The sequence below is a fragment of the Nonomuraea muscovyensis genome (assembly GCF_014207745.1).
Taxonomy (GTDB): domain Bacteria; phylum Actinomycetota; class Actinomycetes; order Streptosporangiales; family Streptosporangiaceae; genus Nonomuraea; species Nonomuraea muscovyensis.
Map to the genome: position 1 here is coordinate 1483196 of NZ_JACHJB010000001.1, position 13923 is coordinate 1497118.

15 protein-coding genes are annotated in these 13923 nt (G+C 72.5%); 6 read left to right on the forward strand and 9 right to left on the reverse strand.

Annotation, left to right across the window (positions count from 1 at the left end):
* Positions 1–164: 164 nt before the first annotated feature.
* Entirely contained in the window at positions 165–941 is a 777-nt protein-coding gene (locus FHU36_RS06995; protein ID WP_185082943.1) for an enoyl-CoA hydratase-related protein, read from the forward strand.
* 4 nt (positions 942–945) lie between these two features.
* On the opposite strand, the gene FHU36_RS07000 is transcribed toward FHU36_RS06995, so the two are convergent.
* The 6 genes from FHU36_RS07000 to FHU36_RS07025 all read right to left on the reverse strand — a co-directional run bounded on the left by FHU36_RS07000 (position 946) and on the right by FHU36_RS07025 (position 6013).
* Positions 946–1470 carry a DNA-3-methyladenine glycosylase I gene (locus FHU36_RS07000; RefSeq protein ID WP_221496119.1) on the reverse strand — a complete coding sequence of 175 codons (525 nt, stop codon included), beginning with the start codon at positions 1468–1470 and terminating at the stop codon, positions 946–948.
* Between the two features lie 29 nt (positions 1471–1499).
* A complete protein-coding gene (locus FHU36_RS07005; RefSeq protein WP_185082945.1) occupies positions 1500–2354 on the reverse strand; it encodes a hypothetical protein in 855 nt (284 codons plus the stop codon).
* Between the two features lie 105 nt (positions 2355–2459).
* Positions 2460–3044: an LOG family protein gene (locus tag FHU36_RS07010; RefSeq protein ID WP_185082946.1), complete on the reverse strand. Its 585-nt coding sequence runs from the start codon at positions 3042–3044 to the stop codon at positions 2460–2462.
* 11 nt (positions 3045–3055) lie between these two features.
* Positions 3056–3853 carry an LOG family protein gene (locus FHU36_RS07015; RefSeq protein ID WP_185082947.1) on the reverse strand — a complete coding sequence of 266 codons (798 nt, stop codon included), beginning with the start codon at positions 3851–3853 and terminating at the stop codon, positions 3056–3058.
* 271 nt (positions 3854–4124) lie between these two features.
* The gene (gene dapE / locus FHU36_RS07020) at positions 4125–5180 is read right to left on the reverse strand and encodes a succinyl-diaminopimelate desuccinylase (RefSeq protein WP_185082948.1); all 1056 of its coding nucleotides are present in this window, start codon (positions 5178–5180) and stop codon (positions 4125–4127) included.
* The gene (locus tag FHU36_RS07025) at positions 5180–6013 is read right to left on the reverse strand and encodes a 2,3,4,5-tetrahydropyridine-2,6-dicarboxylate N-succinyltransferase (protein WP_185082949.1); all 834 of its coding nucleotides are present in this window, start codon (positions 6011–6013) and stop codon (positions 5180–5182) included. Before FHU36_RS07025 ends, dapE begins: the two co-directional genes overlap by 1 nt.
* A 43-nt stretch (positions 6014–6056) precedes the next feature.
* Between FHU36_RS07025 and FHU36_RS07030 the strand changes: the two genes are divergently transcribed.
* The gene (locus tag FHU36_RS07030; protein ID WP_185084663.1) at positions 6057–6914 is read left to right on the forward strand and encodes a hypothetical protein; all 858 of its coding nucleotides are present in this window, start codon (positions 6057–6059) and stop codon (positions 6912–6914) included.
* Positions 6915–6972: 58 nt separating this feature from the next.
* Here FHU36_RS07030 and FHU36_RS07035 read toward each other — a convergent pair whose 3' ends face one another.
* The 3 genes from FHU36_RS07035 to fdxA all read right to left on the reverse strand — a co-directional run bounded on the left by FHU36_RS07035 (position 6973) and on the right by fdxA (position 9223).
* A complete protein-coding gene (locus FHU36_RS07035; RefSeq protein ID WP_246501981.1) occupies positions 6973–7641 on the reverse strand; it encodes a DUF4178 domain-containing protein in 669 nt (222 codons plus the stop codon).
* A gap of 97 nt (positions 7642–7738) precedes the next feature.
* The gene (dapC, locus tag FHU36_RS07040) at positions 7739–8809 is read right to left on the reverse strand and encodes a succinyldiaminopimelate transaminase (protein ID WP_185082950.1); all 1071 of its coding nucleotides are present in this window, start codon (positions 8807–8809) and stop codon (positions 7739–7741) included.
* An 87-nt stretch (positions 8810–8896) separates the two neighbouring features.
* Entirely contained in the window at positions 8897–9223 is a 327-nt protein-coding gene (gene fdxA / locus FHU36_RS07045) for a ferredoxin (protein ID WP_106240826.1), read from the reverse strand.
* 104 nt (positions 9224–9327) lie between these two features.
* Here fdxA and FHU36_RS07050 point away from each other — a divergent pair, with 104 nt between their 5' ends.
* From FHU36_RS07050 to FHU36_RS07065, 4 genes are all read left to right on the forward strand, one after another.
* Positions 9328–9558, forward strand: coding sequence for a putative acetyltransferase (locus tag FHU36_RS07050; RefSeq protein WP_185082951.1), 231 nt, complete (start codon positions 9328–9330; stop codon positions 9556–9558).
* A 17-nt stretch (positions 9559–9575) separates the two neighbouring features.
* Positions 9576–10628, forward strand: a complete 1053-nt coding sequence (locus tag FHU36_RS07055; RefSeq protein WP_185082952.1) for an ABC transporter substrate-binding protein — start codon at positions 9576–9578, stop codon at positions 10626–10628.
* A gap of 77 nt (positions 10629–10705) precedes the next feature.
* Complete coding sequence (locus FHU36_RS07060) at positions 10706–11509, forward strand: class I SAM-dependent methyltransferase (RefSeq protein ID WP_246501982.1); 804 nt, start codon at positions 10706–10708, stop codon at positions 11507–11509.
* A 143-nt stretch (positions 11510–11652) separates the two neighbouring features.
* A complete protein-coding gene (locus tag FHU36_RS07065) occupies positions 11653–13923 on the forward strand; it encodes a hypothetical protein (RefSeq protein ID WP_185082953.1) in 2271 nt (756 codons plus the stop codon).

The following is a 13923-nucleotide window of genomic DNA, read 5'->3' on the forward strand; positions in this document are numbered from 1 at the left end:
CCCCGCCCGCCACGGCTGTCACCCTGGTCGGGGCGCTCGCCAGCCGCGGAGGCGGCGGCCGCCACCGTGACCCCGTGCTCTCGCCGCCGGGCCCCCAGGTTCTCCTCCGGGCTGGAGGCGACCCGCCTCCTGCCCGCCGCCGCGTTCGTCGACAGGGAGTTGCCGTGATCCGTTATGACGTGACCGACGCCGTTGCCGCCATCACGCTCGATCGGCCCGACGCGATGAACTCGCTGACGGCCGAGCTGAAGTCGGCGCTGCTCGACGCGCTGCGCCGGGCGGCCGGCGAGCCGCAGGTCCGGGCGGTGCTGCTGACCGGTTCGGGCCGCGCGTTCTGCGCCGGCCAGGACCTGCGCGAGCACGCCGCCAACCTGGAGGCGGGCCGCGGGCTCGCCGACACCGTCCGGCGGCACTACAACCCGATCGTGGAGCTGATCACCACCATGCCCAAGCCGGTGGTGGCGGCCGTCAACGGGGTCGCGGCGGGCGCGGGCGCCTCGCTGGCCTTCGCCTGCGACCTGCGGATCGCCTCGGAGCGGGCCAAGTTCGCGCTGGCCTTCACCGGCATCGGGCTGGCGCCCGACTCGGGCGCCTCGTGGACCCTGCAGCGCCTCGTCGGGCCGGGGCGGGCGGCCGAACTGCTGCTGCTCGGCGAGCCGCTCGACGCCGCCCGCGCGCTGGAGCTGGGGGTGGTCACCCGCGTGGTGCCCGCCGACGACGTGCTGAAGACCGCCCGGGAGCTCGCGGTACGGCTCGCGCAGGGCCCCACCCTGGCCTACGCGGCCACCAAGCGGGCGCTGGCGTACGCCGCCACGCACGCGCTGCCCGACGCCCTCGCGCTGGAGGCCGACCTGCAGGACGAGTGCGCGGCCACCCGGGACCACCTGGAGGCGACCCGTGCCTTCCTGGCCAAGGAGCGCCCGGTGTTCGGCGGCCGGTGAGCCGTCAGAGCGGCCCGACGCGGGCCACGCAGCCCTCGATGTGGTCGTTGACCAGGCCGATGGCCTGCATGAGCGCGTAGGCGGTGGTCGGGCCGACGAACCTGAACCCGTGCCGCTTCAGCTCCTTGGCCAGCGCCACGGAGCCCGGCGTGGTGGCGGGCACGTCGGCCATGGTCCGCGGCACCGGAGCTTCGGGGTCGGCGTGCCGCCACACCAGCTCGGACAGGCCCATGGGCAGGTCCTGCGCCGCCCTGGCGTTGCCGATGGCGGCCTCCACCTTGGCCCGGTTGCGCACGATGCCGGGGTCGGCGAGCAGCCGCTCCACGTCGTGGTCGGTGTAGGCCGCCACCTTCACGATGGAGAAGCCGTCGAACGCGGCACGGAAGTTCTCGCGCTTGCGCAGGATCGTCAGCCATGACAGGCCGGACTGGAACGCCTCCAGGGTGACGCGTTCGAAGACCCTGTCGTCGCCACGGACCGGGCGGCCCCACTCGTCGTCGTGGTAGCGGATGTAGAGCGGGTCCGTCATGCCCGTCCAGGAGCAGCGGATGAGGTCGGTCACCGGCGCTCGTCCCCGTCCTTGCCGGCCGCCGCCCGCACGGGCTCCCCGGCCTCCCGCTCCTCCTTCGCGTCGCCACCCCGGTCCACGCCCGCGTCGGCATCCGCGTCGGAACCCTCGTCGTCGGGGTCAGGCGTGGCGGTCTCAGACGTGGCGGCCGCGGGCATGGCGGACTCGGGCATGGCGGACTCAGGCGTGACAGTCGCGGGCATGGCGGACTCGGGCATGGCGGACTCAGGCGTGACAGTCGCGGGCATGGCGGACTCGGGCATGGCGGACTCAGGCGTGACAGTCGCGGGCATGGCGGACTCGGGCATGGCGGACTCAGGCGTGACAGTCGCGGGCATGGCGGACTCGGGCATGGCGGACTCAGGCGTGACAGTCGCGGACGCGTCGGACTCGGACGCGTCGGACTCGGCGGCGGGCGGCTCCGGGGCGGCTGCCGGGAGGGGGTCGCCGGCCTCGGGGAGCTCCAGCGGCACCGCCGGCGCCTCCGGCTCGTGGTCGGTGCGGGGACCGGCGCCGGGCGTGGCGTAGGCCTCCTGGCGCGCGTACAGCCTGCTCGCCAGCAGCTCGGAGACCCGCTGCTCCAGGACGGCGATCCTGGTGTCGCGGGCACTGATGGCTCCGGCGGCCCGGCGCAGGGTCTCGTCGACGGTCTGCGTGTGGTAGCCGACGAGGTTGACCGGCAACCGCAGCGCCATGAAGTCGACGGCCGTGAGCTGCTGCGCCTCGGGCAGGTCGAGCGGGGGCACGTCCGGCGGGAACTCGGTCAGCTCACCGCCCCTGCCCAGGGAGACCACGACGACGCAGGCCAGGATGGCGAGGGCGGCGATGGCGAGTATGACCAGCACATTGGCATCGTACTCATACCTTCGAGGCATGAGTCCCGCACTTGGCGCGGTCGGTGCGCCTTCGGGGCATGCCCGACCCCCCGGGCAGCCGCGCCGGCCGGCCGGTCAGCCGACGGCCTCGCCGAGCTCGTCCACGCTGGGCTTCAGGGGCGGGACGCGTCCCTCCAGGTGGTCGAGCGCCTCCTCCACCGACGTCGTCCACGAGATGGCGTCGAAGACGTTGGCCCGGGTGAAACCCTGGTCGTACATGGACTCCACCAGGGCGCGCAGCGGGGCGTACAGACCCCACGGGTCGAGGATGACCAGGGGCTTGGCGTGGATGCCGAGAACCCGGGCCGTCCAGATCTCGAACAGCTCCTCCAGCGTGCCGATGCCGCCGGGCAGCACGAGGAAGGCGTCGGAGCGGGCGTCCATGACCCCCTTGCGCTCGCGCATGTCGGCGGTGACGACCAGCTCGTCGGAGCCCCGGTCGGCGATCTCGACGTCCACCAGGACCTGCGGGATCACGCCGATCGTGCGGCCCCCCGCCGCACGGGCCGCCGAGGTGACGGCGCCCATGCAGGAGACGGTGGCGCCGCCGCTGACCAGCGTGTGACCACGCTCGGCCAGCTCGGCGCCCACGCGCGTCGCCAGGTCGAGATACTTGGGGTCGATCTTCTGGCTGGATGAGCAAAAGACACAGACGTTCACGACAGGTCAGCCTATTGGGGTTCGGCCTCGTAGCCTCTGGCCGCTTCCAGCTCCTCCTGGCGCTGCCGCGAGCGGGCCCGGTCGGACTCGACGATGACGCGAACGGCCTCGTCCACGTCGTCGGTGACGGTGATCAGGTCGAGGTCACGCTCGGCGATCTTGCCGGTGCCGAGGAGCGCCCTCTTGACCCAGTCGATCAGGCCGCCCCAGAACTCCGTGCCCATCAGCACGACGGGGAACGAGGTCACCTTCCGGGTCTGCACCAGGGTCAGCGCCTCGAACAGCTCGTCCAGCGTGCCGAAGCCGCCGGGCAGGGCGATGAAGCCGCACGAGTACTTGACGAACATGGTCTTGCGCACGAAGAAGTAGCGGAACTCGATGCCGAGGTCCACGTAGTCGTTCATCCGCTGCTCGAAGGGCAGCTCGATGCCGAGGCCCACCGACCACGCGCCGTCGACCTCGCGGGCGCCCCTGTTGGCCGCCTCCATCACGCCCGGCCCGCCACCGGTGACGACGGCGTAGCCGGCCTCGGCGATGGCCCGGCCGAGGGCCACGCCCATGGCGTACTCGGGGGAGCCGTCCGGCGTGCGGGCCGAGCCGAAGACGGTGACAGCCCGGGGCAGCTCGGCGAGCTGGCCGAAGCCCTCCACGAACTCTGCCTGGATGCGCATCACCCGCCACGGATCCATGTGCAGCCAGTCGGCGGGCCCCTGCCGGTCGAGCAGCCGCTGGTCGTGCGTGGACTCCGGCACGAGTCTGCCGCGCACCACGGCCTGTCCCTGACGGCGTTCGCGACGTGTCCTATCCATGCGGATCACGCTAGTCCCCTTCGCGGGTCTCCGGCTCCCCCTCGGCAGGCGAGGTCACCTGCCGCGCCGGGAGGCGTCCGGGCCTCCTCGGGGAGGATTCGAGCCAATACGGAGGGGCGTAATGCCTGGTGGACGGCCCATGAAGGGCTCGCAAAAAATCTTGGAAAAAGCAGGGAACCGGATTTCGACTTCCCTGCGTCTAACTGCCGAGGGTGCTGCTCGGGACTGAAAGTGGCTTTCCCCGCCAAATGGCCGGCGAGGAAAGCCACTTTCACTTTGTCAGCCAGTCCACCATGGCCCGCTCGCTTTCCACGATCTTGGTCAGCGACACGTACTCCCCCTGCTGGTGCGCCAGGTTGGGGTCGCCCGGCCCGTAGTTGACCGCCGGCACCCCCAGCGCCGCGAACCTGGCCACGTCGGTCCATCCCAGCTTGGCCCGGGGTTCGCCGCCCACGGCCGCGGCGAAGGCCGCCGCCACCGGGTGGGTCAGACCCGGGCGGGCCGCCGGCGCCCCGTCCGTGAAGGTCACCTCGAAGCCGTCGAACACCTCGCGCACGTGCTCCTGCGCCTCCTCCAGGCCGAGGTCGGGCGCGAAGCGGTAGTTGACCGTCACCACGCAGGAGTCGGGGATCACGTTCCCGGCGACGCCGCCGCGGACGCCGACGGCGTTCAGCCCCTCGTGGTAGCGCAGCCCGTCGACGACCGGCTGCCGCGCCTGGTAGGCGTTGAGCCTGGCCAGCACCGGCTCGATGCCGTGGATGGCGTTGACGCCGAACCACGACCTGGCGCTGTGGGAGCGCTTGCCGGTCACCAGCACCTCGGCGCGCAGCGTGCCCTGGCAGCCGCCCTCGATGACCCCGTCGGTCGGCTCCATGAGCACCGCGAAGTCGGCGGCCAGCCAGTCCGCGTGGTCGCGGGCCACCCGGGTCAGGCCGTTGCGCTCGGCCTCGATCTCCTCGCAGTCGTAGAAGACGTAGGTGACGTCGCGGTTGGGGGCGGGCACCGTGGCCGCCAGCTTCAGCGCGACCGCGACGCCCGCCTTCATGTCGGAGGTGCCGCAGCCGTGGAGCAGGTCGCCCTCGACGCGGCTCGGCAGGTTGCCGTGCACCGGCACGGTGTCGAGGTGGCCGGCGATGAGGACGCGTTCGCCGCGGCCGAGCGAGGTGCGGGCGACGATCGTCTCGCCCGACCGGTCGAGCGTGAGGTGGGGCAGCGCGCCGAGGGCCCGCTCCACCTCGCCGGCCAGCACCTGCTCGGCGCCGCTCACCGACTCGATGTCCACGATGGCGGCGGTCAGCGCCCGCACGTCCTGCGTCAGGTCCAGCATCAGGTGTTCACTCCGTGTTCGCGCAGCACCTCGTTGAGCGCCGCCTTGTCGTGCCGCCGGCCGGGCTCCAGCCGCTTGATCACCAGAACGCACGGCATGCCGAACGTGCCGCCGGGGAACTCCTTGGGCCTGGTGCCGCCCACGGCCACGCACCAGTCGGGGATCCGGCCGCGGCCCAGCTCCTCGCCGGTCTGCACGTCCACGACGGGCATCGACGCCGACAGGATGGTGCCCGCGCCCACGACGGCGCCGCGTCCCACCCGGGCCCCCTCGACGATCATCGCCCGGCTGCCGATCAGCGCCTCGTCCTCGATCACCACCGGCACGGCGCCCGGCGGCTCCAGCACGCCGCCGATGCCCACGCCGCCCGACAGGTGCACCTCCCGGCCGATCTGCGCGCAGGAGCCGACCGTGGCCCACGTGTCGACCATCGTGCCGGAGTCGACGTACGCGCCGATGTTGACGAAGGACGGCATCAGCACCACCCCGGGGGCGGCGTACGAGCCCCAGCGCGCGATGGCGCCCGGCACCACCCGCACGCCGTCGAAGGTGGTCTTGAGCGGGTGGCGGTCGTGGTGCTGGAAGTCGCCCACCTGGGAGCGGATCATGCCGAGCACCCTGAAGGACAGCAGGATCGCCCGCTTGGCCCGCTCGTCCACCACGACCTGGTCGCCCACCACCTCGGCGACGCGCGCCTTGCCCGTGTCGAGCAGGTCGACCGCGGTCACCACCACGGCGCGCGCCTCCGCGTCGTCCGGCGACAGCTCCGCGCGGCGCTCCCACAGGCGGTCGACCGCCGGGGGTAGCGGCGAGGTCGTGCTCTGCTGACTCATGGCCCGTGAGCTTATCCGGCCGGGTAGGTTCTTCAGCGTGCGGCTGCGTTTCTCCCGCGGTGTCATCACCATCGCGGCCATCGTCGTGGTGCTCGCGGTGGGGATCTCCGTGGGCCTCTACCACCTGCTCAAGAAGGCGACGCCGCTGGCCGTTCCGGAGGCCTACTGCAGCGTGCGCACGCCCGCGGGCACCGACGAGCTCGACATCGAGCAGGCGCAGATCTCCGCCACCATCGCGGCCGTCGCCGCGCGGCGCAAGCTGCCCGAGCGGGCCGTGGTGATCGCCTACGCGACGGCGTTGCAGGAGTCGAAGCTCGCCAACCTCGCCTACGGCGACCGTGACTCGGTCGGGGTGTTCCAGCAGCGCCCGTCACAGGGCTGGGGCTCGGTCAAGCAGCTCATGGACCCGGTCTACGCGACGAACAAGTTCTTCGCCGCGCTGGTCAAGGTGAAGAACTACCGCAAGGTCCCGCTGGCCGAGGCCGCGCAGGCGGTGCAGCGGTCGGCGGGCGGCTACGCCTACGCCCCGCACGAGGAACGGGCCAAGATCCTCGCGGCGGCGTTCACCGGCCGCGTCCCCCGGGCCGTGCACTGCTGGTACCCGCCCGCCACGGCCGGGGGTGCCAAGGGTTCCGAGGGGGCCAAGGGTTCCGATGGGCGCAGCGCCCAGCCGCGGGCGAAGACCGCCGAGGCGCGCCGGCAGCTCGCGCGGGCGATGGGCAGCACCGCCGTCACCGGCGAGAGGCGCGGGTGGCTGATCGCCGCGTGGTCCGTGGCGCACGCGCAGAAGTACGGCCTGAGCCGCGTCGGCTACGGCGGGGCCACCTGGGTCAACGACATGAAGTCCGACGGCTGGCGGGGTGACGGCTCCTCGGGCGCGGCCCGCGTGGACATGTCCTAGACCGGTCCCGCCGGTCCCCACGGGGGCTTGACCACGGGGCCAGGACCATGGGCCAGGACTATGGGGCGCGGCTGACGAAGTCGATCGAGCCGGGCGGCAGCGGTCTGGCGTAGCTGGCCGTCCAGCCGCGGCCCTGGATGCGTTCGAAGGACAACAGCCGCCCGTCGGAGGCGCGGTAGTCGGCGAAGTCGAGCAGCCCGCGCTCGGGGACGCCGGTGTCGCCCTCGCACCTGAACGCCGCGGTGCCGCGTTCGATGGGGAAGAACTCGACGCCCTCCATGATGAGCATGCTCTTGGCGGGGACCATGCCCTGGGTGGGCACCTCGGTCCACAGGAGCACCTCCAGGTGGGGCGGCTCGCCCTCGGCCAGGCCCTGGCGCACCTCGACCGACAGCCACTGGAAGCGGCGGACGGCGTCGCGCAGGAGGTATTCGGTCCACTCCTGCCCCTGCCACGAGACGTACATCGCGCCGAGCACGCTCGCGGGCCGGCCGTGGACCTCGATCCGGTCGCCGACCTTGATCGTGCGGGGGTCGGCGTAGTCGTGGCCCGCATAGCCGACCGCGCCCACCGGCGCCGGCAGCGGGGGCTCGACGGGAGCGGCCTCAACCGGCGTCGCGGTCGCGCGACCCTTCCTGTCCTGTCGCAGGGTGGCGAGGAAGGCACCCAGCAACAGCAGGACGGTGGCGATGCTCAGCCCGAGTACGACCATGGCGGTCATGCTCATCGATCAGCTCGCTCCACTCGCGGTCTGCCTCGGCAAACGCCCTTATCCACTTATGCTCGTACAGCCCGCCCGGCCGGGCCGGTCGGACCGGGGGTCCCTACTGGAGGCGCCCCACCGCCGCATCGACGCGTTCGTCCGTGGCCGTCACGGCGATGCGGATGTGCCTGTCGCCCGCTGATCCGTAGAAATCACCCGGCGCGACCAAAATACCGATTTCCGCGAGCTTGCCCACCTGATCCCAGGACTTTTCTCCGTTCGTTGCCCAGAAGTAGAGACCGGCTGTCGAATGGTCGATCCGCCAACCGGCCTTCTCCAGAGCGGGACGCAGCCTGGCGCGCCGGCCCGAGTAGCGCTCGCGCTGCTCCTCGGCGTGCGCGTCGTCGCCGAGCGCGGCCGCCATCGCGGCCTGCACCGGGGCCGGCATCATCATGCCGGCGTGCTTGCGCGTCTCCAGCAGTCGCTTGACGAGCGCCGGGTCGCCGGTGACGAACCCGGCCCGGTAGCCGGCCAGGTTGGACCGCTTGGACAGCGAGTGGACGGCGAGCAGCCCCTCGTGGGAGCCGCCGCAGACGTCGGGGTGCAGGATGGAGACGGGTCGCTCCTCCCAGCCCAGCTCGATGTAGCACTCGTCGGAGGCGACGATCGCGCCCCGCTCGCGGGCCCAGGCGACCACCTTGCGCAGGTGCTCGGCCGGCAGCACCCTGCCCGTGGGGTTGCCCGGGGAGTTGACCCAGACGAGGTCGGCCCGGTCGGGCCCGAGCGCCAGCAGGCCGTCGGAGGCCAGGGCCGAGGCTCCGGCCAGCCGTGCCCCCACGTCGTAGGTCGGGTAGGCCAGCTCGGGGAAGACGACCCGCCCGGCTCCCAGGTAGGTCGGCAGCCAGGCGACGAGCTCTTTGGTGCCGATGACCGGCAGCACGTCGCGCTGGTCGACGCCGACTCCGTGCCTGCGGCTCAGCCAGCCCGCCGCGGCCTCGCGGAGCCGCTGGGTGCCGTGGGTCGCAGGGTAGCCGGGACTGTCGGCCGCCGCGGCCAGGGCGTCCTGGACGATCCGTGGCACCGGGTCGACCGGGGTGCCGACCGACAGGTCGACGATGCCGTCGGGGTGCGCGCGGGCGCGCTCCTTGAACGGCTCCAGCCGGTCCCAGGGGAAGTCGGGCAGGGTGTTCACGGGTCTCCAGGTCTCGTGCGTACGGACAGCGCGAGCAGCCCCGGTCGGCCCGTCTCGGACCGCCGCGACCCCCGCCCGACCCGGCGGTTAGTGGTCCTCGCCCTGCGGGGGCAGCGCCGCCACCACCGGGTGATCCTTCTCGATCTTGCCGACCTTGGAGGCTCCTCCGGGCGACCCCAGGTCCTCGAAGAAGTCCACGTTCGCCTTGTAGAAGTCCTTCCACTGCTCGGGAAGGTCGTCCTCGTAGAAAATCGCCTCGACGGGGCACACAGGCTCACACGCGCCGCAGTCCACGCACTCGTCGGGGTGAATGTAAAGCATGCGCTCGCCCTCGTAGATGCAGTCGACGGGGCATTCCTCGATGCACGCCTTGTCCAGGACGTCCACGCAAGGCTGCGCGATGACGTAGGTCACCTCGAGCTCCTTCTCTTCGCCACCATGGCATGACTCTGACCGCGGTTTGCTAGTCCCTAGTATTGCCGTGCTTGCCATCAGGCCGAAACGGAGGTGGCCAACTCGTGGCCGCTCGCCTCACCGTCGCCGTCACCAAGGCCGATGTCGGCGCCCGGATCACCACGCGCAGACGGGTTCCCGGCGGGTTCCGTGACGCCGTCGGAATCCTCGAGTCGTGGGAGACCGGCGTGTTGCGCGTCCGTAAAAGGGACGGCACCGTCGTGGAGATCGTTGAAGAGGAGCTGGTAGCCGCCAAGGTCGTTCCGGCCGCGCCTCCTCGACCTCAGCGGATGTGACGGTAAGTATTCTCCGTGTGACCGTACGTATTTGTGCCGCTGCGGCAGCCATCCTCGTCAGCGCCGGATGCGGCGCGTCCACCACGGAGGCCAAGCCGCTTCCGCCCGTCAACGTCAAGGCGATGTCCATGAAGGAGGGTTTCGGCGACCTCGAACGGCTCGCCGAGGCCGCCAGGAGCGAAGGGGCGCTCAACGTCATCGCGCTCCCCCGCGACTGGGTCAACTACGGCGAGGTCATCGACGCCTTCGCCGAGAAGTACGACATCAAGGTCGAGGAGCTGGAGCCCGGCGCCAGCAGCAAGCGTCAGATCGACGCCGCCGGTCAGCTCAGGCCGGACGTGTTCGACCTCACGCTGGACGTGGCCGTGGCCAACGCCGCCAGGTTCGCCCCGTACAAGGTGCAGGGGTGGCCGGACCTGCCCGACAACGTCAAGGATCCGTCCGGCGCCTGGTACGCCGCCTACGGCGGCTACATGTCGATCGGCTACGACCCGCGCGCCGTCCCGGCGCCGGCCTCGTTCGCCGACCTGCTCAAGCCCGGCTACACCGTCGCGCTCGACGGCGACCCGCTGCGCTCGGCCGCGGCCTTCGACGGCGTGATGGCCGCCTCCCTGCACCACGGCGCGCCCGACCCGCGGCGCGGGGTGCAGCTCTTCGCCAAGCTGCGCCGGGCCGGCCGGCTCACCGAGCCCGCAAAGGCCAACGTGATCGTGGGCTGGGACCACCTCAACGCCGCGCGCGCCGCGCAGCAGTCCGGCTCCTGGAAGGTCACGATCCCGAAGGACGCCCCGCTCGGCGAGTACCGCTTCCAGGCGATCAACAAGAACGCACCGCATCCGGCGGCGGCGCGGCTGTGGCAGGAGTTCCTCTTCTCCGACGAGGGCCAGAACCTCCTGCAGAAGGGGTACGCCCGGCCGGTCCGCGCCGAGGCGATGCTCATGCGCGGCACCTTGGACACCGAGCAGACCGCGAAGCTGCCCGCCGCGCCCGGCCCGCCCGTCCTGCTGACGATCCCGCAGATGGATGCGGGAAAGTCCTACGTGAAGAAGGAATGGGCGAAGAGCGGCTGATGAGCCGAATGTGACTTTGTATGTCGTAGGGACGCTCAGCCTCTAAAGTGAACGGACAGCACGGCCACGGGGGCCCGATGTCTGACGAATGTGAGCTGATCGTCTTGCGCTATGACACACCGAGCGTGGAGCGGTGGAGCAGTCGCGCCTACGACGGCAGTTTCGGCTACGTGACCCCCCAGGGCGCTCCCCTCGTCGACCTGCTCGACCCACGGCCGGGCGAGCGGGTGCTCGACCTCGGCTGCGGCACCGGGGTCCTGACGGCCCAGATCGCCGCACGGGGAGCCGAGGTGCTCGGCATCGACGGCTCCCCCGCCATGATCGAGAAGGCGCTGGCCCAGCATCCCGGCATCGACTTCATCGTCGGCGACGGCCACGACTTCACCGTGGCCCACGCCTACGACGCCGTGTTCTCCAACGCGGCGCTCCACTGGATGAGCCGCGACCCGGTCGCCGTCATCGCCAGCGTGCGCGAGGCCCTGCGGCCCGGCGGGCGGTTCGTCGCCGAGATGGGCGGCGCGGGCAACTGCGCCGAGCTCACGGCCGCCATGCTCACGGCCTGGCGCGAGTACGGCCTGCGCGAACCCGAGCTGCCGTGGTACTTCCCCACCCCCGCCGAGTACGCCCACCGGCTCGAACGCGAGGGTTTCGTCGTCCGGCTGCTCGAATACTCCGACCGGCCCACCCCGCTCGACGAGTGCCCGGGAGGCGCTGCCGACTGGGTGCGGATGTTCGCCTCCTCCGTGCTCGCCGGCCTGCCGCCGGAGATCGTCATACCGCTGCTCCAGCGGGTCAACGAGCTGGCCGCGCCCGCGCTGCGCAGGGAGACCGGCTGGATGGCCGATTACGTGCGCCTTCGCTTCGCCGCTGTCCGGCGTTGATACGTAGTCCATGATGCGTAGGGCAGTTTTGCCAGACTATGGTCTGTTCCATGGGCGGCGAGACCTTGGCTGCACCGCTGTACGCACGTTGAGTGAAGCCTTACGACGACACGGGGGCGTGAGGGGCTGGTGAACGGAACGGGATGAACTTCTGCCTGAGCGACCTCGTACCACCGTTGCGGTGGAGCGACGCGTCCACGATCACGCTGCTCACCGGGCAACCCGACCTGCCGGACGCCTGGTGGCGCAGTCTGCCCCTGCCGCGCGTGCTGGCGGTCATCGGCCCGGAGGCGCTGGGCGACCTGCTCACGGAGATCGCGCTGGAGCAGTGGCCCGCCGCCGCCGTGGGCGACGTCCTGCCCGCGCTGCACGTGCTGGACCCCGACGAGGCGGACGAGCCGCACGTCGCCATCGCGCTCGACCGCGCCGGCTCGTGGGCCGGGCTGCTGGCGCTGACCAGCCGGGAGCTGGTCGACCAGCCGTTCATCCAGGCGCGCGCGGTGCTCGCGACGCTGTTCTCCGCCGTGCTGGTACGCCTGGCGCCCGGGGTGGGCGCCGTGGCGCAGGTGGAGGCGGTGGAGCCGACGCCGGCCGTGCCGAATGCGCGGGCCGAAGAGGCGGCTGAGGAGCCTCGGGCCGGCGAGAAGCCGGAGGCCGTGGCCGCCGCGGGCCTGGAGGCCGCCCACCGGGCAGACCGGGAACGGGAGCCGGAGCGCGAGGTCGTGCCGGCCGCCGAGGCGGAGCCCGCGCCCGCCGCCGCGCCGGAGGCGGTGCCCGAAGCCGTCACGCCGGACGCCCAGGCCGGAGCCACCCCACACGAGGCGCAGTCCGAGGACGCCGCGCGGGAGTCCGAGTCCGCGTCGCAGGAGGTCGAGTCCGCGGACGCACAGCAGGAGGCGGAGCCCGAGGCCGCACCGCAGGAGGCGGCGCCCGAGGCTGCCGCCGGGCGAGAGTCCGAGAGCGCGGCCGCCGCCGAGCGAGAAACCGGGAGCGCGGCTGAGCGAGAGTCCGCTAGCGCGGTCGAACCCGAGCTCGCCCAGGCCGGAGAGTCGGCCGATACGCAGGACGACGAGCGGGAGGTCGTGTCCGCCGCGGAGCCGGCGCCCACGCCCGACGCCGAGCCCACCCCGGCCGCGGACGTCGAGCCCGAGCCCGTCGGCCAGCCGGAGCCCGACCCTGAGCCCGACCCTGAGCCCGAGTCCGTTGCCGAGCCCGAGCTTGAGCCCGAGCCCGCTCAGGTCGCGCACGCCGATCCTGACGCGGAGCCGGAGCCGGCGGCCGGGCGGGAGGCCGGGGACGGGTCGCCGGATCTGCCCGCGCTCATCGAGGCCGCCTTCGCCGGGCTCGACGACAGGAGCTGGGCCGTGGCCCAGAACCGCGTCTTCACCGACCAGCCGTCCGCCGTTGACCAGCTCGCCAAGCTGTTCGCCGTGCCACCCGCCGAGATCAGCGAGACCGAGGCCCGGCTGCGCGAGCGGCTGGACCGGTGGCTGGCGAGCGACGAGGCCGCCCCGTACCGGGCGCACCTGGACGAGCTGCGCCGCGCGATCGGCCCGGCGGCGCCCAAGGAGCGGCTGATCAAGGCGGCCGACTGGCACCGCAAGGAGATCAAGGCGCTGGAGGTCCCGGCCTGGCAGTTCGTGCTGGCCACGCTGCCCGAACGGCCGGGCGGAGGCGCCCCGCCCTCGGCCTTCTCCGCCTTCCCGCCCCCGCCGCCCATCCCGTCGCCGGTCCCACCAGCCGTGCCCCCGCCCGTGCCTCCGCCCGTGCCCCCTCCGTTCCCCGCAGGGCCGCAGGCCGACGGGCCGGCGGCCGGGTCCCGCTTCCATCCGTTCGCGCCGGCGAGCGCCGGGGGCGAGTCGAACGGGGCGTCGGAGGAGGGCCACGGCAAGCCGTACCAGCCGCTCAAGGACGTCTCGCAGACGCGGCGCTGCTTCCGGCAGCCCGACGGGCGATGGTGGCTGCGGGTGGACGTCACGGCCGAGCAGTTGGCGGGCGGCGAGTGCCCGCTGCCGACCGGTTTCGCCGCTTACCTGGGGCTGTCGCCGGGCGAGACGCGGACGGTGCGCAGCGCCGCCGGGGAGCTGACGATGGTCTGGCACGGCAGGCCCGTGCTGGAGTCCGTCGAGCGGCTGCTCGTGGACGTCGGCGCGAAGGAGGGCGGCCACCTGTTCCTCACGCTGTCGGACGAGGGCGTGCTGCGGGCCAGGCACCTGCCGGTCGCCGCGCAGGGCGCCGAGAAGATCACCAAGGCGTTGCGGCTGGTCGGCTACACCGCCCCGGGCGGCACACGGGAGCAGGCCGCGCGGGTGATCGCCACCCGGATCGGCATGGCGGGCCCGATCGGCCTGCCCGATCTGCTGACCAGGCTCCGCGAGCGCGGGGACCGCGACCTGCTCGACCTGTTGGACTGA